The sequence below is a fragment of the Azonexus sp. MM2026_4 genome (assembly GCF_055901855.1).
Window position 1 is genome coordinate 1,744,224 of record NZ_CM148380.1, and the last position, 19,847, is coordinate 1,764,070.

General features: G+C 67.7%; 16 protein-coding genes. 7 read left to right on the top strand and 9 right to left on the bottom strand.

The window, feature by feature from the left end; translation table 11 throughout:
- Nucleotides 1–9: 9 nt before the first annotated feature.
- Nucleotides 10–2,700 carry a bifunctional diguanylate cyclase/phosphodiesterase gene (locus tag AC0KWY_RS08055; RefSeq protein ID WP_474029118.1) on the top strand — a complete coding sequence of 897 codons (2,691 nt, stop codon included), beginning with the start codon at nucleotides 10–12 and terminating at the stop codon, nucleotides 2,698–2,700.
- Between the two features lie 13 nt (nucleotides 2,701–2,713).
- On the opposite strand, the gene AC0KWY_RS08060 is transcribed toward AC0KWY_RS08055, so the two are convergent.
- Nucleotides 2,714–3,529, bottom strand: a complete 816-nt coding sequence (locus AC0KWY_RS08060; RefSeq protein ID WP_474029119.1) for a D-alanyl-D-alanine carboxypeptidase family protein — start codon at nucleotides 3,527–3,529, stop codon at nucleotides 2,714–2,716.
- 43 nt (nucleotides 3,530–3,572) lie between these two features.
- Between AC0KWY_RS08060 and miaA the strand changes: the two genes are divergently transcribed.
- Nucleotides 3,573–4,508 (top strand): tRNA (adenosine(37)-N6)-dimethylallyltransferase MiaA, encoded by a 936-nt coding sequence (gene miaA / locus AC0KWY_RS08065; RefSeq protein ID WP_474029120.1) that lies wholly within the window; start codon nucleotides 3,573–3,575, stop codon nucleotides 4,506–4,508.
- Here miaA and AC0KWY_RS08070 read toward each other — a convergent pair.
- The 5 genes from AC0KWY_RS08070 to purM are packed head-to-tail and all read right to left on the bottom strand — an operon-like array spanning nucleotide 4,498 to nucleotide 11,317.
- Nucleotides 4,498–5,625 carry a response regulator gene (locus AC0KWY_RS08070; RefSeq protein ID WP_474029121.1) on the bottom strand — a complete coding sequence of 376 codons (1,128 nt, stop codon included), beginning with the start codon at nucleotides 5,623–5,625 and terminating at the stop codon, nucleotides 4,498–4,500. The two genes, miaA and AC0KWY_RS08070, sit on opposite strands and share 11 nt — an antisense overlap.
- A 2-nt stretch (nucleotides 5,626–5,627) precedes the next feature.
- Entirely contained in the window at nucleotides 5,628–8,672 is a 3,045-nt protein-coding gene (locus tag AC0KWY_RS08075) for an efflux RND transporter permease subunit (protein WP_474029123.1), read from the bottom strand.
- Nucleotides 8,669–9,766, bottom strand: a complete 1,098-nt coding sequence (locus tag AC0KWY_RS08080; RefSeq protein WP_474029124.1) for an efflux RND transporter periplasmic adaptor subunit — start codon at nucleotides 9,764–9,766, stop codon at nucleotides 8,669–8,671. The genes AC0KWY_RS08075 and AC0KWY_RS08080 overlap by 4 nt, the downstream gene beginning before the upstream one ends.
- Nucleotides 9,763–10,305, bottom strand: coding sequence for a septal ring lytic transglycosylase RlpA family protein (locus AC0KWY_RS08085; protein WP_474029125.1), 543 nt, complete (start codon nucleotides 10,303–10,305; stop codon nucleotides 9,763–9,765). Before AC0KWY_RS08085 ends, AC0KWY_RS08080 begins: the two co-directional genes overlap by 4 nt.
- A complete protein-coding gene (purM, locus tag AC0KWY_RS08090; RefSeq protein ID WP_474029127.1) occupies nucleotides 10,277–11,317 on the bottom strand; it encodes a phosphoribosylformylglycinamidine cyclo-ligase in 1,041 nt (346 codons plus the stop codon). The genes AC0KWY_RS08085 and purM overlap by 29 nt, the downstream gene beginning before the upstream one ends.
- A gap of 254 nt (nucleotides 11,318–11,571) precedes the next feature.
- Here purM and katG point away from each other — a divergent pair, with 254 nt between their 5' ends.
- Together katG and AC0KWY_RS08100 are read left to right on the top strand one after the other, a co-directional pair.
- Complete coding sequence (gene katG, locus AC0KWY_RS08095; protein WP_474029128.1) at nucleotides 11,572–13,746, top strand: catalase/peroxidase HPI; 2,175 nt, start codon at nucleotides 11,572–11,574, stop codon at nucleotides 13,744–13,746.
- A 73-nt stretch (nucleotides 13,747–13,819) separates the two neighbouring features.
- A complete protein-coding gene (locus AC0KWY_RS08100) occupies nucleotides 13,820–14,332 on the top strand; it encodes an RDD family protein (RefSeq protein ID WP_474029129.1) in 513 nt (170 codons plus the stop codon).
- Between the two features lie 30 nt (nucleotides 14,333–14,362).
- Here AC0KWY_RS08100 and bchE read toward each other — a convergent pair whose 3' ends face one another.
- Nucleotides 14,363–15,928, bottom strand: a complete 1,566-nt coding sequence (gene bchE, locus AC0KWY_RS08105; RefSeq protein WP_474029130.1) for a magnesium-protoporphyrin IX monomethyl ester anaerobic oxidative cyclase — start codon at nucleotides 15,926–15,928, stop codon at nucleotides 14,363–14,365.
- Nucleotides 15,929–16,061: 133 nt separating this feature from the next.
- On the opposite strand from bchE, the gene AC0KWY_RS08110 reads away from it, so the two are divergent.
- On the top strand, nucleotides 16,062–16,676 hold the full coding sequence (locus AC0KWY_RS08110) for a hypothetical protein (protein WP_474029131.1): 615 nt from the start codon (nucleotides 16,062–16,064) through the stop codon (nucleotides 16,674–16,676).
- Nucleotides 16,677–16,694: 18 nt separating this feature from the next.
- On the opposite strand, the gene AC0KWY_RS08115 is transcribed toward AC0KWY_RS08110, so the two are convergent.
- Both AC0KWY_RS08115 and AC0KWY_RS08120 read right to left on the bottom strand, forming a co-directional pair.
- Nucleotides 16,695–17,078 carry a hypothetical protein gene (locus AC0KWY_RS08115; RefSeq protein ID WP_474029133.1) on the bottom strand — a complete coding sequence of 128 codons (384 nt, stop codon included), beginning with the start codon at nucleotides 17,076–17,078 and terminating at the stop codon, nucleotides 16,695–16,697.
- A 152-nt stretch (nucleotides 17,079–17,230) separates the two neighbouring features.
- Nucleotides 17,231–17,659 (bottom strand): VOC family protein, encoded by a 429-nt coding sequence (locus tag AC0KWY_RS08120; RefSeq protein WP_474029134.1) that lies wholly within the window; start codon nucleotides 17,657–17,659, stop codon nucleotides 17,231–17,233.
- A 66-nt stretch (nucleotides 17,660–17,725) separates the two neighbouring features.
- Here AC0KWY_RS08120 and creB point away from each other — a divergent pair, with 66 nt between their 5' ends.
- Together creB and creC are read left to right on the top strand one after the other, a co-directional pair.
- Nucleotides 17,726–18,412, top strand: a complete 687-nt coding sequence (creB, locus tag AC0KWY_RS08125; RefSeq protein WP_474029135.1) for a two-component system response regulator CreB — start codon at nucleotides 17,726–17,728, stop codon at nucleotides 18,410–18,412.
- A 2-nt stretch (nucleotides 18,413–18,414) separates the two neighbouring features.
- Entirely contained in the window at nucleotides 18,415–19,842 is a 1,428-nt protein-coding gene (gene creC / locus AC0KWY_RS08130; protein WP_474029136.1) for a two-component system sensor histidine kinase CreC, read from the top strand.
- Nucleotides 19,843–19,847: the final 5 nt, after the last annotated feature.

The window sequence follows — 19,847 nt, forward strand, 5'->3', positions numbered from 1 at the left end:
GGAGCATCGATGAAGTTTCTTATTTCGCGAATCCAGAATCTGGTTTCGCACCAGCAGGATAACTGGCGCCGCGTTGCCCTGCTTGGACTGGGAACGCTGGCCTTCCTTACCTACGCCGTACTGTTGGCGATCGGCCTGATCATCGCCCACCAACGCGAAAGCGATTTCGCCCTGCGCAACCTGGACAATCTTGCGCGCGTCCTCGAAGATCACGCCCGCAGCACGATCGACAAAGTTGACACGATCCTGCTCGCCGGCCAGTTGCACCTGTCCGCGCTGCGCACCAGCAACGCGGTCGGCACCATCGACATCAACGCCAGTCTGGCCCGCCACCTGCAACTGATCGCCAGCGAATCGCAAAGTCTGCGCGTCGCCGACGCCCAGGGCCGCTTCATCTTCGACGCCAGCGGCCGGACGGCGATGGCCCGCATCGACGACCGCGGCTATTTCCAGCGCAACCGCGACGACCCGTCCGGCAAGCTGGTCATTTCCGAACCGCTGTACGCCCGCATCACCCATAACTGGGTGGTCACGCTGAGCCGGCGGATCGAGGACAGCCACGGCAATTTCGCCGGCCTGATCCAGGCGGCGATCCGTACCGACCATTTCCAGAACTTCTTTGCCAACCTCGACCTCGGCAGCGGCCAGAGCGTCGCCCTGCTCGACGACCAGGAGCGCCTGATCGCCCGCTACCCGGCGGTACCGGCGAAAATCGGCCAGATCGTCAGCAACCCCAGCATCGCCGAGCTGATCCGCCGCCAGGGCAAGCACACCAGCTTCACCACGCCGTCGGCGCTCGATGGCATCGAACGCCTCTACGTCGCCCGCCGCGTCGGCGACTACCCCTTTTACGTCGTCGTCGGCCATGCGCCGGCGCACTTCCTGACCAACTGGCGGCAGCAGGTCTTCTGGGCCAGCCTGAGCGCCGCCCTGCTCGCCGCCGTGCTCGCCGGCTGGATCTTCGTCTGGATGCGCACCTACGACCGCGCCCGGGAAATCGCCCAGGGCATGACCCGCGCCTACGAAACCACCTTCCGCCGCACTCGCGCCCTGCTCGACAGCCTGCCCGACCCGGCCTGGCTGAGCGACCGCCAGGGCCTGCTGATCGCGGTCAACGATGCCTACGCGGCACTGTCCGGCAAGGCGGTCGATTCGATCCTCGGCCAGCCGGTGGAAAACGGGCTGCCGACGACGCTCGGCCAGGCGCTCGCCGCCCTCTCCGCCGAAGCGCTGCTGCAGCAGTGTCAACAGAAGCGGGCCGGCAGCCTGCATGCCGGGCAGGACGGTCAGCGCCACTACGAATACATCGCCACCCCGGTGTTCGACGATCGCGGCGTGATCGCCGGCGTTGCCGGGGTCGCCCGCGACATCACGCAGTTGCGCGAAGACCAGCAACGCATCCGCCATCTGGCCGAACACGACCTGCTGACCGACCTGCCCAACCGCGCCCTGCTCACCGAGCACATGGCCAGCGCGCTTGCCGAAACGCTCGGCAACCAGGCGGAACTGGCGCTGATGTTCCTCGACCTCGACCATTTCAAGAACATCAACGACACGCTCGGCCACGACATCGGCGACCAGTTGCTGCTGCAGGTCGCCCAGCGGCTCAGCGCCAGCCTCGACGAACGCGACACGATCAGCCGCCAGGGTGGCGACGAATTCGCCATCCTGATCCGCGGCCATGGAGTACCGGCGCGCCTGGCGACGATCGCCCAGCGCCTGATCAACGCCATCAGCCATCCCTTCATCGTTGCCGGCCACGAGTTGCGCGTCGGTGCCAGCATCGGCATCTGCACCTACCCGCACGACGGCAACGACATCGGCAGCCTGCTGAAGAACGCCGACACCGCGATGTACCAGGCCAAGGCGGCCGGCGGCAACACCTACCGTTTCTTCACGCCGGAAATGAACCTGCGCATTTCCGAACGGGTGACGCTGGAAAACAACCTGCGCCGCGCCCTCTACGGCGACGACATCTTTGTCCATTACCAGCCCCAGACCGACGTCCGCAACGGCCGCCTGATCGGCTTCGAGGCGCTGGTCCGCTGGCGCCATCCGGAACTCGGCGACATCCCGCCGGCGCGTTTCATCCCGGTGGCCGAGGAAAGCAGTCTGATCTACCAGGTCGGCGAGCGCGTCCTGCGCGAAGCCTGCCAGCAGAATCGTCGCTGGCAGGACATGGGCCTACCGCCGGTGGTGGTCGCCGTCAATCTGTCGGCGGTGCAGTTGCGCCTGCCCGACCTGCCGCAGCGGGTCGCCCGCATCCTCGCCGAAACCGGCCTCGACGCGCGCTGGCTGGAACTGGAAATCACCGAGAGCGCCTTCATCCACGACACCGACCGCATCATCGACGTGCTTCAACAACTGCGAGCGATCGGCATCAAGCTGTCGGTGGACGACTTCGGTACCGGCTACTCCAGCCTCGGCTACCTGAAGCGGCTCCCCTTCGACCGGATCAAGATCGACCAGTCCTTCGTCCGCGACCTGCCGGCCGACAGCGACGATGTCGCCATCGTCCGCGCCATCATCGCCATCGCCGCCAGCCTGCAGAAGGAAGTCATCGCCGAAGGCGTCGAACAGGCGGGACAGACCGAATTCCTGCTCGAACTGGGTTGCGACCTGATGCAGGGCTACCACTTCGGCAAGCCGGCCAGCGCGGCCAGCGCCGAAGCCATGTTGCGCAACATGGTGCAGCCGTGAGGCAGAACCCGCCTCAGGCGGTGCCCAGTCTTTCCCGAGCGTAGCTGCGCAGGCGGGCCATGTCGCGGGCCCGTGCCTCGCGGTCGTTGGCGTTGAGGACGACCATGGCGACGACCCGCTCGCCGAACTGCTCGGCCTCGGCCAGACAGAAGCCGGCCGCCGACGTGAAGCCGGTCTTGCCGGCGAGCAGCGCGACCGAACGGTCATGGGCGAAGCGGTTGACGTTCAGCTTGCCGCCCACCGCCGTCTTGCGCGACAAGTCCCGGAAATACGGAATCTGCGCCAGGGTCGCCAGCAGCACGCCGAGATCGCGGGCGCTGGCGCGGTTGGTCGACGAGAGGCCGGCGGCGTCGCCGAAATCGAAGCTGAACAACTGCACCTGCGTCATCAGCGCCCGCATCGCGTAGCGGAATTCCTCCCAACCGCCGGGATAGGTCCGCGCCAGCGCTGCTGCCGCCCGGTTGTCGGAAGTCACCACCAGCCATTCGAGCAGTTGCTCGCGCCGCCAGCGGGTCCCGACGTCCAGGCTGGAGCGCGTGTATTCCGAGCGGACGACGTCGTCCTGTTCGATGCGGATGCTCTCGCCCAGCGGCAGTTCGGCACTGAGCACGACCCAGGCGGTGATCAGCTTGCTGATCGAGGCGATCTGCACCGGGCGATCGGCGTCGATCGCCAGCAGCGTGTCGTCGAGGCTACCGACGTAGGCGTGGCGGGCGCTCAGTCCGGGCAGGCGATCGACCGCTGCCGGCCCGGCCAGCGCGGGCAGGCAGAGCGTCGGGGCGAGCAGGCCGCCGGCGAGCAGGCGGCGACGGGTGAGAAGGGAAGACATGGTGCAGGGATTATAGCCCCCAGCCGTGCTAGCATTCGCCGCCATGAATCTGCCGCCCGCCATCCTGCTCATGGGCCCGACCGCCTCGGGCAAGACCGCCGCCGCGATGGCGCTCGCCGACCGCTTCCCCGTCGAACTGATCAGCGTCGATTCGGCGCAGGTCTTCATCGACATGGACATCGGCACCGCCAAACCGGACGCCGCGACGCTGGCCCGCTACCCGCACCGTCTGATCGACCTGATCACGCCGGAAGAACGCTACTCGGCCGCCCGCTTCCGCGCCGACGCCCTCGCCGCGATGGCCGAGATCACCGCCGCCGGCCGCGTGCCGGTGCTGGTCGGCGGCACCATGCTCTACTTCCGCGCCCTGCTCCATGGCCTGGCCGAACTGCCGCAGGCCGACGCCGCGCTGCGCGCCGAACTCGACGCCGAAGCGGCGCGTGCCGGCTGGCCGGCGATGCATGCCCGGCTCGCCGGGCTCGACCCGGTCACCGCCGCCCGCCTGGCGCCGAACGACAGCCAGCGCATCCAGCGCGCGCTCGAAGTCTGTCTGGCGAGCGGCCGGCCGATGTCGGAACTGCTGCAGGAGAGCGCCGCCGAGAAGCCGCCTTACGATTTCCTGCAACTGGCGCTGCTGCCGTCCGAGCGCGCCGTGCTGCACGAACGCATCGCCCGCCGTTTCGACGAGATGCTGCTCGCCGGTCTCGACGAAGAACTCGCCGGACTGCGCCGCAAATACCGGCTCGACGCCGGCTTGCCATCGATGCGCTGCGTCGGCTACCGCCAGGTCTGGGAAGCTCAGGACGGCCTGATCACGCGCCGCGAGATGCGCGAGCGCGGCATCTTCGCCACCCGCCAGCTGGCCAAGCGGCAGATCACCTGGCTCGGCAACTCGTTCGCCGCGGAAAGCCTCGACTGCGTCGCGCCGCAACTCAGCGAACGGGTCGCCGACCGCGTCGCCCGCTTCCTCAACGCCTGAGCACGTCGCGCAGACTGATGGCGAGCGCCTGCAGTTCGCCGATCGTCTGCAGGCTGGCGTCCTGGCTGGCGACCATGCGCTGCATGGCGTCGTCGGCCAGCGTCGTCAGCGAGTGCTCCTGCGACTCGCTGAGACCGAGCGAGATGAAGGACTTGCCGAGCGCTTCCTGGAAATCGATCATCGCCTGCGTCAGCTCCAGCGAATTGCGCCGGTAATTGGCCTGCACCGATTCCAGCGTCGATTGCACGCGCGGCAGCGCCGCCTCGATGCCGGCGCGGCGGTGACGCGCCAGTTCCTCGGCCTCGATCGAGCGCATCCGGGCGTCCGCCCCCTCGGCGAGCAGCGCGACGTTGTCGCGGATGCGGCCGCAGCGGTCGGGGTCGGCCAGCGGCATGTCGTTGATCAGCACCGTCACCCGCCCGTAGTTGAAGACGCAGCGGCTGCGGAACTGGAAGATGCGGCCGGAATGGCGGACGTGGTTGAGCACCGAGACTTCGAGCGGCAATTCGCGGCCGTTGTCGCTGACGGTCAGCGCGCCGTCGCCCAGGCGCAACTGCAGCGCGGCGTTCAGCTCGTACTGGCGCAGCGCGTCGAGCAGCGCGGCGCCGAGCTCTTCCTGGCTGCCGCAGGCGAAGGACTTGCTGAGGAACTGCAGAACGACGCCCAGCTCGCCCATGCTGACCATCGCCGACATCGCCGTCCGTTGTGCGTAGCCGGCCTGTTCGTGGAGGGCGCGCTTCTCGTCGAGGATGCGGGCGGCGACGCGCACCTTGCGCAGCAATTCGGCGGGGTCGAAGGGCTTGGTGATGAAATCCTCGCCGCCCGCCTCGTAGCAGAGCAGGCGGGTGTCGATGTCGTCGCTGGCGGAGATGAAGAGGATCGGGATGTCGCGGCTTTCCCAGTCGCCCTTCAGGCGCTGGCAGACCTCGAAACCGCCGATGCCGGGCAGGCTGAGGTCGAGCAGGACAATGTCCGGCCGGCATTCGGCAAGCCGCGCCAAGCAGGCCTCGCCGGCGGTGAACGATTCGCGGCGAAAATCATCGGCGAGTGCCGCGTCGAGCACGTCGAGGAGGACCGGATCGTCGTCGACGATGAAGACCAGCGGTTTTTCTTCCATGCTCACTCCTGGCTTGCCAAGGCGGCCTTGCGCGCCGCCAGCAGGGTATAGACGGCGGGCACCACGAATAGCGTCAGGAAGGTGCCGAGCAGCAGGCCGCCGACGATCACCCAGCCGATCTGCTGCCGCGATTCGGCGCCGGCGCCGCTCGCCAGCGCCAGCGGTACGGCGCCCAGCACCATGGCGCCGGTGGTCATCAGGATCGGCCGCAGGCGCAGTTCGGCGGCCTCGATCACCGCCGCGTGCAACTCGCGCCCCTGTTCCTGCAACTGGTTGGCGAATTCGACGATCAGGATGCCGTGCTTGGTGATCAGCCCGACCAGCGTCACCAGGCCGATCTGGCTGTAGACGTTGAGCGTGCCGTTGGTCGCCCACAGCGCGAACAACGCGCCGGCCATCGACAGCGGCACGGTGAGCAGGATGATGAAGGGATCGCGGAAGCTCTCGAACTGCGCCGCCAGCACCAGGTAGATGAAGGCCAGAGCGAGCGCGAAGGTCAGCGCCAGCGACGCCGACGACTGCCGGAACTCGCGCGACTGGCCGTTGTAGTCGACGGTATAGCCCGGCTTCAGCACCTGCGCGGCGAGCTGGTCCATCGCCGTCAGCGCTTCGCCTATCGTGTAGCCGGGCGCCAGGTTGGCGGTGATCGTCACCGCCCGGCGCTGGCCGAAGTGGTTGAGTTCGCGCGGCGCCACGGTTTCGCCGATGTCGAGCAGGTTGTCGAGCGAGAGCATGCTGCCGTCGCCGCCGCGCACGTAGATGTCGCGGATGTCGGCGGGGTTGGCACGGTCGGCGTCGGCGACCTGGACGATCACGTCGTACTGCTCGCCGTCGCGCTTGAAGCGGGTGACCTGGCGACCGCCGAGGAAGGTTTCCAGGGTGCGGCCGATGGTCTCGACCGGCACGCCGATGTCGGCCGCCTTGTCACGGCGCACGGCGACCGAGAGTTCCGGCTTGTTCAGCTTGAGGTCGGTATCGACGTTGGTCAGCCCGGGGTTCTTGGCCAGTTCGCCGAGGAACTCCTGGGTCACCTTCTGCAGTTCGGCGTAGGGCGCGCTGGTGACGATGACGAAGTTGATCGGCCTCTCGCGCGGGCTCTGGCCGAGCGACGGCGGCGTCACCGGGAAGGCCATGACGCCGGGCACGGCGCCGAACTTCGGGAACAGTTCCTTGGCGATGTCGGAGGAACTGCGCCGGCGCTCGCTCCAGTCGGTCAGGCCGACGAAGGAGATCCCCTGGTTGACCACCGGGTTGCCGGAAACGACGAAATAACGCTCGATGTCCGGCGTCCGGCTGTAGATCTCCTCGATCTGCCGCGCATACTTCTCCGTGTAGTCGAGCGTCGCGCCATCCGGCCCGTTGAACATGCCGAGGATGACGCCGCGGTCCTCGACCGGCGCCAGTTCGGATTTCAGCGCCTTGAGCAGGACGCCGCAGGCGAGCGCGACGACGACGAAGCCGATGAAGACGATCCAGCGCTGCCGCAAGGCCGCGCTCAGCACCCGGCGATAACCGGCGTTCAGCCAGTTGAGGAAGTTCTCGACGAGGACGAAGCCCTTCGAGTGCTTTTCCTCGTGCCGGAGCAGCACCGAGCACATCATCGGCGACAGCGTCAGCGCGACGAAGCCGGAAACCAGCACGGCGCCGGCCAGGGTCAGCGCGAACTCGATGAACAGCTTGCCGGTGCGCCCGGTCATGAAGGCGACCGGCGCGTAGACGGCGGCCAGCGTCAGCGTCATCGCCACCACGGCAAAACCGATCTCCTTCGCTCCCTTGAACGCCGCCTCGCGGCGCGGCATGCCTTCCTCGATGTGGCGGAAGATGTTTTCCAGCACGACGATCGCATCGTCGACGACGAGGCCGATCGCCAGCACCAGCGCCAGCAGCGTCAGCGTGTTGATCGAGAAGCCGAGCGTGAACATGATGGCGAAGGCGCCGACCAGCGAGACCGGGATGGTCACCAGCGGAATCAGCGTCGCCCGCAGGTTGCGCAGGAAGAAGAAGATGATCGCCAGGACCAGCACGATGGCCTCGCCGATGGTGGTGAACACCGACTTGATCGAGCGGTCGATGAAGATCGACGAATCGTAGGAGATGTCGACGGTCATCCCCGGCGGCAGTTCGGCGGCGATGCGCGGCATCTCGGCGCGCAGCGCCTTGGACAGTTCGAGCGGGTTGGCGGTGGCCTGCTTGATGACGCCGAGCGACACCGCCGAACGCCCCTTGAAGCGCACCGAGGTACGCTCGGCGGCGGCGCCGATCGCGACCCGTGCGACGTCGCCGAGACGCACCGGATAACCGTCGACGCTGCGCAGGATGACGGCGGCGAACTGTTCCGGCGTCTGCAGGTCGGTGCTGGCGACCACCGAGAATTCGCGCTCGCGGCTCTCGATGCGGCCGGCCGGCACCTCGACGTTCTGCTTGCGCAGCGCGTCCTCGACGTCGGCGGCGGTGACCCGGTAGGCGGCGAGGCGCTGCTTGTCCAGCCAGATGCGCATGGCGAACTTGCGCTCGCCGAAGACGCGCACGTCGGCGGCGCCGGGCAGCGTCTGCAGGCGCGGCTTGACGAAGCGGTTGGCGACGTCGGTGACTTCCAGCGGCGAATGCTGGTCGGAGGAAAAGGCGAGCCAGATGATCGGGTTGGCGTCGGCCTCGACCTTGGCGATGACCGGCTCGTCGACCTCGTCGGGCAGCCGGTTGCGCACCCGCGAGACGCGGTCGCGGACGTCGGCGGCGGCCGAATCGGGCTCGCGTTCGAGCTTGAAGCGAACCGAAATCTGGCTGCGCTCGGCGCGCGAGATCGAGGTGATGACCTCGACCCCCTCGATGCCGGCCAACGAATCCTCGAGCGGCTTGGTCACCTGCGACTCGATGATGTCGGCGGAGGCGCCCCGGTAATCGGTCGAAACGGTGACCACCGGCTCGTCGATCTTCGGGTATTCGCGCACCGTCAGGCGGTCGTAGGAGACGATGCCGAGCAGCATAATGACGAGCGACAGCACGGTCGCGAAGACCGGCCGCTCGATGCAGATCTCGGAAATTCTCATGGTTGCGCCGCTTGCGGCATCTTCACCGGGGCGCCGGGGCGCAGCTTCAACTGGCCGGCGGTGACGATCAAATCGCCGGCAGCCAGTCCCTCGACCACCTCGACCTGCGCGTCGCGGCGCAGGCCGAGCCTGACCGGCGCCACTTCCGCCTTGCCATCGACGACGCGGAACACCGACGGCTTGGCGCCCGGTTGCACCGCTTCCTCGGGAATCATCAGCACGCCCTTACGCTCGCCGAAGGCGACGCGGACGCGCACGAACATGCCCGGGCGCAGCTTGCCCTGGCGGTTGTCGAGGCGGGCGCGGATGGCGATCGAGCGCGCCGCCGGATCGATCTGCGGATCGATCGCCTCGACCGTCGCAGCGAAGGTCTGGCCGGGCAGCGCGTCGCTGGAAAGTTCGAGCGCCAGGCCCGGCCGCAAGCGGCCGAAATAGGCTTCGGCGAGGCGGAAATCGGCGCGCAGGCTGGAGATGTCCTCGACGTTGACCAGTTCCTCGCCTTCCTTGACGTAGCCGCCAACGCTCACGTCGCGCAACCCGACGATGCCGGCAAACGGCGCCAGCAGCCGCATCTTGGCGGCCTTGGCGGTGGCCAGTTGCAACGCCGCCTCCTGCACCTTGAGCGTCGCCGCCGAGGCGTCGAGCGCCTGCGGGCTGATGAACTTCTTCGCCAGCAGTTCCTGGTTGCGCCGGAAGCTGGTCCGCGCCAGTTCGACGTTGGCCCTGGCCTGCGCCAGCTCGGCTTCCTGGATCGTCGCGTCGAGGCCGATCAGCAGGTCGCCGCGCCGCACCAGCGCGCCGTCGCGAAAGCCGATGCGGGCGATGCGGCCGCTGACCTCGGGACGCAGCACGACCGATTCGGCGGCCTTCAGCGTGCCGACCGCGCTCGTCTCGTCGGTGAAATCGACCGCCTTTACCTTGGCCAGTTCGACCGCCACCGGCTTTGCCGGGCCGCCGGCCGGCGCCGCCTTGGCCGCCGGTTCCGGCGCGGCAACGGCCTGCCCGCCGCGGTTGGCCGACCAGGCAAAGTAGCCGAGCCCGATCAGGCCGACCAGGGAAAGCGCGACGATGCCGCGCCGCTTCATCTGCTTCATGGCTGGGTGATTCCTTGGGAAATGCCGTTTTCGATCTGTTCCAGCAAGCCGGGTTCGCCGCGCGGTGCCGGGTTGGCGGCGGTGAAAGCTTCGCCGCAGGCCTGTGGCCCGCGTTCGCGCCAGTTATCCGGCAAATGCGCCAGACGCACCTGGACGATGCCTTCCTTCAACATTTCGAGGTAATCGGCGGCGGCCGCCGACAGGTCGATGACCCGCCCGCTGCGCTGCCGGTGATGCATGCGGTCGTTGATGCGGACGATGACGCACAGCCCGCTCGCCGGCCGCAGCACCGCGACGTGGCTACCGAGCGGGAAATGGTTGCTGGCGGCGGTGAGCTGCTTCTTGTCGAAACGTTCGCCGGTGGCGGTCTTGCGACCGTGGAAACGGCTGCTGTAGAAACTGGCCAGCCCGTCGACGATCGAGTTGCCGCTCGCCGCCGGCAACTCGAACGCCAGCGCCGCCCCCGCCAGGCCGAGGCCGGCGCCGAACAGCGCGGCCTGGCGCAGGCGCTCAGACCACCAGGGTCTGCGCTTCGTCACCCTGCCGTGCCCGAATCCGGCCGATGCGGTAAACCGCCTCGCCCTGTGCCTTCAGTTCGGCTTCGGCGGCGTCCGCCTCGGCCGCCGAGACGATGATGACCATGCCGATGCCGCAGTTGAAGGTGCGGTGCATTTCCTTCTCGTCGACCTGGCCTTCCTGCTGCATCCAGTCGAACAGCTTCGGCCGCGGCCAGGCGGCCTTCTGCAGTTCGGCGACGGTGTTTTCCGGCAGCACGCGCGGCACGTTCTCGAGCAGGCCGCCGCCGGTGATGTGGGCCATGCCCTTGATCGTCACCTTCTGCATCGTCGCCAGCACCTGCTTGACGTAGATGCGGGTCGGCGCCATCACCACCTCGGCGAGGCTACGTTCGCCGTCGAACGGCGCGTTCATATCCGGGTTGGAACGTTCGATGATCTTGCGCACCAGCGAATAGCCGTTGGAATGCGCGCCGGAGGAAGCCAGGCCGAGCACCACGTCGCCTTCGCCAATCGACTTGCCGTCGATGATCTTCGACTTCTCGACGACGCCGACCGCGAAACCGGCCAGGTCGTATTCGCCGGCCGGGTACATGCCCGGCATCTCGGCGGTTTCGCCACCGATCAGCGCGCAACCGGCCAGTTCGCAACCCCTGGCGATACCGCCGACGACGGACGCGGCGGTGTCGACATCGAGCTTGCCGCAGGCGAAGTAGTCGAGGAAGAACAGCGATTCGGCGCCCTGCACCAGGATGTCGTTGACGCTCATCGCCACCAGATCCTGGCCGACGGTGTCGTGGCGGTTCAACTGGAAGGCCAGCTTGAGCTTGGTGCCGACGCCGTCGGTGCCGGACACCAGCACCGGCTCCTGATAGCGCTTGGGCACTTCGAACAGCGCGCCGAAGCCGCCGATGCCGCCGAGCACGCCATCGCGCAGCGTCTTCTTGGCCAGCGGCTTGATGCGGTCGACGAGCGCATCGCCGGCATCGATGTCGACACCGGCGTCGCGGTAGGAAAGCGGGGTATTCTGGGTCATGGTAGGCAGGGGCAAATTGCTGAAAAAACCGGATTTTACCCGAAACGGAGCCGCTTCCCGAAACTCGCGACAGCCAGCCATGCATTCGTCACGACATCGGCATGCGCAAGCGGGAAAAACCAATACAGTCGATAGCCAAAAGTCATGACCAAAGCCCTTTCCATCAAGCCATGCGGTGCTAACCTGAGTTCACCCCAAATCGCCGATGCAAGGCTGCAAACGGCGACCGATAAATTCAGTCAGGAGAGACGAACATGGAAGAAAACACCTCGAAGCCCACCGGCCAATGCCCGGTGATGCACGGCGGCAACACCGCCAGTGGCAATTCCAACATGGCCTGGTGGCCGAAGGCGCTCAACCTCGACATCCTGCACCAGCACGATAGCAAGACCAACCCGCTGGGCGCCGGTTTCAACTACCGCGAGGAAGTGAAGAAGCTTGACGTCGACGCCCTGAAGGCCGACCTCAAGGCGCTGATGACCGACAGCCAGCCCTGGTGGCCGGCCGACTGGGGCCACTACGGCGGCCTGATGATCCGCATGGCCTGGCACTCGGCCGGCACCTACCGCATCGCCGACGGGCGGGGTGGCGGCGGCACCGGCAACCAGCGTTTCGCGCCGCTCAACTCGTGGCCGGACAACGTCAATCTCGACAAGGCGCGCCGCCTGCTGTGGCCGATCAAGAAGAAATACGGCAACAAGCTGTCCTGGGCCGACCTGATCATCCTCGCCGGCAACATGGCCTACGAGTCGATGGGCTTGAAGACCTTCGGTTTCGCCTTCGGCCGCGAGGACATCTGGCATCCGGAAAAGGACATCTACTGGGGCTCGGAAAAGCAGTGGCTGGCGCCGACCGGCAGCGAAGGCAGCCGCTATTCCGGCGAACGCGACCTGGAAAACCCGCTCGCCGCGGTGATGATGGGCCTCATCTACGTCAACCCGGAAGGCGTCGACGGCCAGCCCGACCCGCTGAAGACGGCGCAGGACATGCGCGTCACCTTCGCCCGCATGGCGATGGACGACGAGGAAACCGTTGCCCTCACCGCCGGTGGTCACACCGTCGGCAAGGCACACGGTAACGGCAGCGCCGCCAATCTCGGCGCCGCGCCGGAAGCGGCCGACGTCAATGAGCAAGGGCTGGGCTGGAACAACCACAGCAGCCGCAGCATCGGCCGCGACACCGTGACCAGCGGCATCGAAGGCGCGTGGACGACGCACCCGACAAAGTGGGACAACGGCTACTTCGAGCTGCTGTTCAAGTACGACTGGTGGCTGACCAAGTCGCCGGCCGGCGCGCACCAGTGGGCACCGATCAACATCGCCGAAGAAGACAAGCCGGTCGACGTCGAAGACGCCTCGCTCCGTTGCCTGCCGATGATGACCGACGCCGACATGGCGCTCAAGTTCGACCCGGAATACCGCAAAATCGCCGAACGCTTCCGCGACGATCCGGCCTACTTCTCGGAAACCTTTGCCCGCGCCTGGTTCAAGCTGACCCACCGCGACATGGGCCCGAAGGCGCGCTACATCGGCCCCGACGTGCCGGCGGAAGACCTCATCTGGCAGGACCCGGTCCCGGCCGGCCGTACCGATTACGATGTCGCCGCCGTCAAGGCACAGATCGCCGCCAGCGGCCTGTCGCTCGCCGAGATGGTTGCCACCGCCTGGGACAGCGCCCGCACCTTCCGCGGCTCCGACAAGCGCGGCGGTGCCAACGGCGCCCGCATCCGCCTCGCCCCACAAAAGGACTGGGCAGGCAACGAACCGGCGCGACTGGAGAAGGTGCTCGCGGTCTATGAGCGGATCGCCGGCGCAACCGGCGCCAGCGTCGCCGACGTCATCGTGCTCGCCGGCAACGTCGGCGTCGAACAGGCGGTCAGGGCCGCCGGCTTCGACATCCCGGTGCCCTTCGCCCCGGGTCGCGGCGACGCCAGCCAGGAAATGACCGACGTCGAGTCCTTCGCCGTCCTCGAACCGCTGGCCGATGGCTTCCGCAACTGGCAGAAGCAGGCCTATGCCGTGACGCCGGAGGAAATGCTGCTCGACCGCGCCCAGTTGCTGCGCCTCACCGCCTGCGAAATGACCGTGCTCGTCGGCGGCCTGCGCGTCCTCGGCGCCAACCACGGCGGCAGCGCGCACGGCGTGTTCACCGAGCGCGTCGGCGTGCTCAGCAACGACTTCTTCGTCAACCTGACCGACATGGCCTACGCCTGGCAGCCGACCGGCCGCAACAGCTACGCCATCGTCGACCGGCAAAGCGGCGCCACCCGCTGGACGGCCAGCCGCGTCGATCTCGTCTTCGGCTCAAACTCGGTGCTGCGCGCCTACGCCGAGGTCTACGCCCAGGACGACAACCGCGAGAAGTTCGTGCGCGACTTCGTCGCTGCCTGGACCAAGGTGATGAACGCCGACCGCTTCGACCTGAGCTGAACCAAGCGCCCCCGCTGCCGCGAGGCCGCGGGGGCAGCTTGCCGTGACTGCCGATTCAAGGCAGGATCGCGCCATGACAAAGCCATTCCGGCGCTGTCACCAGTCGCTGAACGGGGTTGCCATGGACGAAACGGATGTCGAATACGCGGGTTTCTGGATCAGGGTCGGCGCCAGCATCATCGACTCGCTATTGATCGTGGTCATCACCTTGCCGCTGCTCGTTTCCTTCTACGGCTGGGAATACTTCGACAGCGAAGCCCTGCTCGCCGGGCCGGCCGATTTCCTGATTTCCTGGGTCCTACCGGCTGCCGCGGTGGTCTGGTTCTGGACGCAACGGCAAGCCACACCGGGTAAGGCGGTCCTCTCGCTGCGCGTGGTCGATGCCGAATCCGGCGCCAGCCTGTCGCTCGCGCAAAGTATCGGGCGCTACCTGGCCTATTTCGTCTCGATCGTTCCGCTGGGGCTCGGCCTCCTGTGGGTGGGGTTCGACAGCAGGAAACAGGGCTGGCACGACAAGCTGGCCAGCACTGTGGTGATCAGGGCCAGGCAGCGCGGCCCGCAACCCGTCCGCTTCCCGCGCGCCTGAGCGACGCCCCAAGCGGCGCGCGGCACGCATTCAGGCGCCGGACAGGCGTTCGTCCAGGCCGCCCGGCAAGGCGACCACCGTCGCGCCATGCGCCGAATTTTGCACCGAACCTTGCGGCAGTTCGCGCTGGCGCCGGTCGAACTCGGCCAGACTCGGTCCGCCCGAACGCGGCCGCTTGCCGAACAGGAACTCGCCAACCTCGCGCAACCAGACGCGGCGCCCCATCTGCACGTACCAGCGCATCGCGTGGCGGAATTCCGGGTCGCGGCTGAAGTAGGTGCGCAGCAGCGCGCGCGGCCGCAGTTGCAGCGCCACCTCGATGCCCTTGACCCAGAGCAGCAGGCGCCAGGGCGGCATGCCCGGCGTTGACAGCACCTGGTGCTTGTAGTCCCACAGGTGGGTATCGGTCTGCACCACCTCGCGCTGGGCGACCGTCTCGAAGAAACGCGTCCATTGGTGCGGCGTCGCGTAGAGCAACTGGATCTGGTCCGGGTCGTAGCGCAGCAGATGTTTCAACGACTGCCAGTAATCGCGGTCGGTCTCCGCGCCGAAGCCGACCACGTAGGTCGCCATCGAAACGATGCCGTGGCGGCGCAGCAGGCGAATCGCCTCGGCGTCCTCGCGCGGCGTCGCGTCCTTGCGGATGGCTTCCAGTGTCGCCGGATCGTAGCTCTCGATGCCGAGCAGGAAGCGGATAACCCCGGCGCGGCGGTAGAGGTGCAAGATGTCGGCGTCGCGCACGATGTCGCCGGCGCGCGTCGAGCCGACCAGGGTGAGATTGACGTTTTCCGCGATCAGCGCCTCAAGGAAGGCCTGGCAGGCGGCGCGCGAGGCGGTCGGCAGTTCGTCGGCGAAATTGATCACCTCGACCCCGTGTTCGCGGTGCAGCCAGGCCAGTTCGCGGGCAAAACGGACCGGATCGCGATGCCGCCAGCTGCGCCAGAAGCCACGCTGGCCACAATAACTGCACAGGTAGGGGCAGCCGCGCGAGAACTGCACGACCACCGCCCGCCGGCCGCCCCAGTAGGAATAGCGGGCGAAGTCGATCAACTCCCAGGCGACGCGGTAATCGTCCAGATTCGCTATCGGCTTCGCCTGCCGCGTCGCCCACACCCGCCCGTCCTGGCGGAAAGCAACGCCGGGCACGGTGCCTACCAGGCCGTGGCTGACGATGGCGCGCGCCAGCAGCAGCGCCGTGCGCTCGCCCTCGCCGCGCACGACCAGGTCGATGGCCGGGCACTGCGTCAACGTCTCGCGCCAGTGATAGGTCGGATGGACGCCGCCATAGACGATGCAGACCTCGGGTAGCGCCGCCTTGATGCGGGTCGCCAGTTCAAGGATGGTGGCGTGCGCCGTCGACGAGCCGGCATGGCCGACCATGACGATGCGCGGCGCCGCCGCCCGCACGCGGCGGACGATCTCGTCCGGCGAAAGCGGGTCGTAGTCGGCGTCGAGCAGTTCGACGGCAAAGCCGGCGTCGAGCAGCGGCCCGCCGATGGAGAGCAGGCCGAGCGGCGGCAGATGGTCGTCGGGCACCCGGCTGCCGATGGCGGTATGCGGCGGATTGAGCAGCAGAATCTTGGCGTTGCGGTTCATGGCGGTCTCCTGAAATACACGCCGCCACTGTCGACCGGCCGGGTGAGCAGAGCATGAAGCGAGGGTGAAGCCGGCTCGGCCGGTGTTAAAGTCGCTGCTCCAACGTAAAAACCGCCCCGCCGCACGCATCGAGATGAGCCGTCAGCAAGCCCCCCGCGCCTGGGTCCGCCAACCCTCCGGAAAGCGGCTCGACCTGCTCGACCCCACGCCCTTCGACTGGGACGACCGCGACCTGGCCATCGGCCTGGCGCGGACCTTCCGCTGGGGCGGCCATTCGGTCTGGCCGCGTCCCCTGTCGGTCGCCCAGCACAGCATCCTGGTCCTGACGCTGCGCCGCCAGATGTCGCCCGAACCGCTCGCCCCCGCCGTCGCCCTGCGCGAACTCCTGCACGACGCCGAAGAAGGCTTGATCGGCTTCGACCCCATCTCGCCGCTCAAACCCATCCTCGGCGACGCCTTCGCGGCGCTGACCGAACGCCTGACGCAGGCCGTCTTCCTGCGCTACGGCCTGCCCGCCTGGAGCGACGAGGAAAAGCGCCGCCACAAGGAAGCCGACCGCCTCGCCGCCGCCAGCGAAGCGGTGCACGTCGCCGGTTGGTCGGCCGCCGAAGTGCGCAACGTACTCGGCATCAAGGCCAGACCACTGACTGACGACCCGCTGCTCGCCCAATACGGCGGCACCCCCTGGGAACCCTGGCCGGCCAGCGTCGCCGCCGAGCGTTTCCTGGCGGCGCTAGTCAATCCGTGAACCGGTGGGCCGGACCTTTCAGTCGATCGCCGGGATATTCCAGCCATCCAGCGAGAACAGGAAAAGCAGCATCCCCGAGCCGATGACGAAGTACAGGCCGGCCGCAAGCAGCGAACGACAGAGGCCCGCTTCCAGCCCCACGGTTTCCGCCTCGTGCCGCGGCCAGCGCAGGAAGAAGAACCAGCCCCAGATAACGAGGGCGATGAAGGGCAGGAGCAGCGGCAGGACACCGCGCCACAGCCCGAAGACGAAGCCGCCATGCATCACCAGGAAGGCGCCGCCGCCGTAGAGCAGCGCCGGCTGCCAGCCGAGACGGCCAGCGCCGAGCAGACGGCAGGCCAGGCTGGCGCAAGCGGCGCAAAGCAGGATGAAGAGCAGCGGATAGAGCAGAAGCAGCCACATCGCTTCAGCCCCCCACCCGCCGACGGGCGGGAAAGTCGGATGACGGCACGACGGAGCAAATGACTGTTGGCATGGCGGACTCCCGAAAGGTTCAGGCCGCCACTGTCGCCGGGCCGGGTGAGGCGACGATGAAGCGAGGATGAAGCGGCAGTTCAGCCGGCGACCGGCTCGGAAATCTCGATCAGGTTGGCGTCGGGGTCGCGCACGTAGACCGAGCGGATCGGACCTGTGGCGCCGGTGCGCCGGACCGGGCCTTCGACGACCGGCCAGGCGCAGGCCTGCAGATGTTCGATCACCGTCGCCAGCGGCCGGCTGGCCATGAAGCAGAGATCGAGCGAACCGGGCGTCGGCAGCGCCGCCTTGGGCTCGAATTCCTTGCCCTTGAGGTGCAGGTTGATCTTCTGCCGGCCGAACTTGAAGGCCTTGCGCTCGACCGGCGGCGTGCCGCCGACGAAGGTCTCCAGCGACATGCCCAGCACCCGCGTGTAGAAATCGATGCAGGCGGCTTCGTTGGCGGTCGTCAGGACGAGGTGGTCGAGATGGTCGATCATGTGCATGGCGGCAAGTAGCGGGAGCGCCATCGTCCGGGGCGCCGGAAACGCTGTCAATCCCGTCGCCGGCGCCATGCCGTATCATTGCCCCCCATCATGAAAATCCTGATCGTCGACGACGAACCGGCCATCGCCGATACGCTGAGCTACGCGCTGCGCGCCGAGGGCTTTGCCACCGAGTGCTGCACGCTGGGCGGCGAGGCGCTGGCGCGGCTGCAACAGGGCGGCGTCGATTTCGTCGTGCTCGACGTCGGCCTGCCCGACATCACCGGCTTCGACGTCTGCCGCGCGCTGCGCCGCGAGTCCGACCTGCCGGTGCTGTTCCTGACCGCCCGTTCCGACGAGGTCGACCGCATCGTCGGCCTCGAGCTGGGCGGCGACGACTACGTGACCAAGCCGTTCAGCCCGCGCGAGGTCGCCTCGCGGGTGCGCGCCATCCTGCGCCGCCTGCATCCGGAGCCGCGCCAGAACGGCGACTCCGGCGCCCCGGCGCCCAATCCGGAAAGATTCGCCGTCGACCGCGACGGTCTGCGCATCGCCTACCACGGCCACTGGCTGGCGCTGACCCGCTACGAATACCTGCTGCTAGCGCTCTTGCTCGAACGCCCGGGGCGCATCCTGAGCCGCCCGCAGATCATGGCGGCGGTGTGGCAGGACGACGGCGAAAGCCTGGAGCGCACCGTCGACACCCACATCAAGACGCTGCGCGGCAAGCTGCGCGCGGTGCGCGACGACGAGGTCATCCTCACCCATCGCGGCCTCGGCTACAGCCTGGCCGCCTGAGCGTGAACATCTCGGTCCGCCTGTTCTTCGGCTATTTCCTGGTCGTCGGGCTGGCCGCCTGGTTCGTGCTGTACACCTTCGTCAAGGAAAGCGAGCCGAGCATCCGCCAGGCCACCGAGGAAAGCCTGGTCGACAGCGCCAACCTGCTCGCCGAACTGGCCGCCCGCGAACTCGCCGCCGGGCAGATCAATGACGGCGCCTTCGCCACGGCCGTCGCCGCCGCGCTGCAACGCCATCCGGGCGCCGAAATCTACGGCATCAAGAAGGACAGCGTCGACCTGCGCATCTATCTCACCGACGCGCGCGGCGTCGTCGTCTACGACTCCGCCGGTCAGGCGCAGGGTACTGACTTCTCGCAATGGAAGGACATCGCCCGCGTGCTGCGCGGCGAATACGGCGCCCGCCAGAGCCGCTACAAGCCGGACGATCCGACCACCTCGGTGATGCACGTCGCCGCGCCGGTGCGCCGCGACGGCCAGTTGATCGGCGTCATCTCGCTGGCCAAGCCGATGACCTCGATCGCCCCCTTCGTCGACCGCGCCACCGACCGCGTGCGCGCCTCCGGCCTGACGCTGCTGCTGGCAACGGCGGTGATCGGCCTGGTGTTCACCGCCTGGCTCAGCTGGTCGATCCACCGCCTGCGCGACTACGCCCGCGCCGTCAGCGAAGGGCGCAAAGCCGAACCGCCCAGCGGCGGCGGCCGCCAACTCTCCGAACTGGCGCAGGCGCTGGCGACGATGCGCGAAAAGCTCGAAGGCAAGCAGTACGTCGAACGCTACGTGCAGAACCTGGCGCACGAAATGAAAAGCCCGCTGACCGCGGTGATCGGCGCCGCCGAAATCCTCGAAGACGAGCTACCGGAAGAAGACCGCCGCCGCTTCGCCGCCAGCATCGGCGAACAGGCCGGGCGCCTGCGCGACATCATCGACCGCATGCTGCAACTCGCCCGCGTCGAACAACTGCAAGCGCCCGGCGCCAAGGCCGCGGTCGACCTCACCGAACTCCTGAAAACCGCCGTCGCCGACCGCCAACTGGCGCTCGCCGCGCGCAATGTGCATTGCGTCATCGACGCCGAACCGGGCGTCACCCTCAACGGCGACGCCTTTCTGCTGCGCCAGGCCGTCCTCAACCTGCTCGACAACGCCATCGAATTCTCACCCGCCGGCGGCGAAATCTCGCTGACTCTGCATACAACCGCAGAAACCGCCGAAATCCGCCTGCGCGACCACGGCGCCGGCGCCCCCGACTACGCCCTGGCACAACTCTTCAACCGCTTCTACTCCCTGCCCCGCCCGGCGACCGGCAAGAAAAGCACCGGGCTGGGACTGGCGCTGGTGCGCGAGGTGGCAAGATTGCATGGTGGCGAAGCGGGGTTTGCGAATCACCCGGAGGGTGGTGGGGAAGCCTGGATCAGGTTGCCGCAGCCTTGACGCCC

Excerpts from the sequence above, each read along its gene's own strand:
- AC0KWY_RS08055 (WP_474029118.1), top strand. The coding sequence starts at position 10 with ATGAAGTTTCTTATTTCGCGAATCCAGAATCTGGTTTCGCACCAGCAG.
- AC0KWY_RS08060 (WP_474029119.1), bottom strand. The coding sequence starts at position 3,529 with ATGTCTTCCCTTCTCACCCGTCGCCGCCTGCTCGCCGGCGGCCTGCTC.
- miaA (WP_474029120.1), top strand. The coding sequence starts at position 3,573 with ATGAATCTGCCGCCCGCCATCCTGCTCATGGGCCCGACCGCCTCGGGC.
- AC0KWY_RS08070 (WP_474029121.1), bottom strand. The coding sequence starts at position 5,625 with ATGGAAGAAAAACCGCTGGTCTTCATCGTCGACGACGATCCGGTCCTC.
- AC0KWY_RS08075 (WP_474029123.1), bottom strand. The coding sequence starts at position 8,672 with ATGAGAATTTCCGAGATCTGCATCGAGCGGCCGGTCTTCGCGACCGTG.
- AC0KWY_RS08080 (WP_474029124.1), bottom strand. The coding sequence starts at position 9,766 with ATGAAGCAGATGAAGCGGCGCGGCATCGTCGCGCTTTCCCTGGTCGGC.
- purM (WP_474029127.1), bottom strand. The coding sequence starts at position 11,317 with ATGACCCAGAATACCCCGCTTTCCTACCGCGACGCCGGTGTCGACATC.
- katG (WP_474029128.1), top strand. The coding sequence starts at position 11,572 with ATGGAAGAAAACACCTCGAAGCCCACCGGCCAATGCCCGGTGATGCAC.
- AC0KWY_RS08100 (WP_474029129.1), top strand. The coding sequence starts at position 13,820 with ATGACAAAGCCATTCCGGCGCTGTCACCAGTCGCTGAACGGGGTTGCC.
- bchE (WP_474029130.1), bottom strand. The coding sequence starts at position 15,928 with ATGAACCGCAACGCCAAGATTCTGCTGCTCAATCCGCCGCATACCGCC.
- AC0KWY_RS08110 (WP_474029131.1), top strand. The coding sequence starts at position 16,062 with ATGAGCCGTCAGCAAGCCCCCCGCGCCTGGGTCCGCCAACCCTCCGGA.
- AC0KWY_RS08115 (WP_474029133.1), bottom strand. The coding sequence starts at position 17,078 with ATGTGGCTGCTTCTGCTCTATCCGCTGCTCTTCATCCTGCTTTGCGCC.
- AC0KWY_RS08120 (WP_474029134.1), bottom strand. The coding sequence starts at position 17,659 with ATGGCGCTCCCGCTACTTGCCGCCATGCACATGATCGACCATCTCGAC.
- creB (WP_474029135.1), top strand. The coding sequence starts at position 17,726 with ATGAAAATCCTGATCGTCGACGACGAACCGGCCATCGCCGATACGCTG.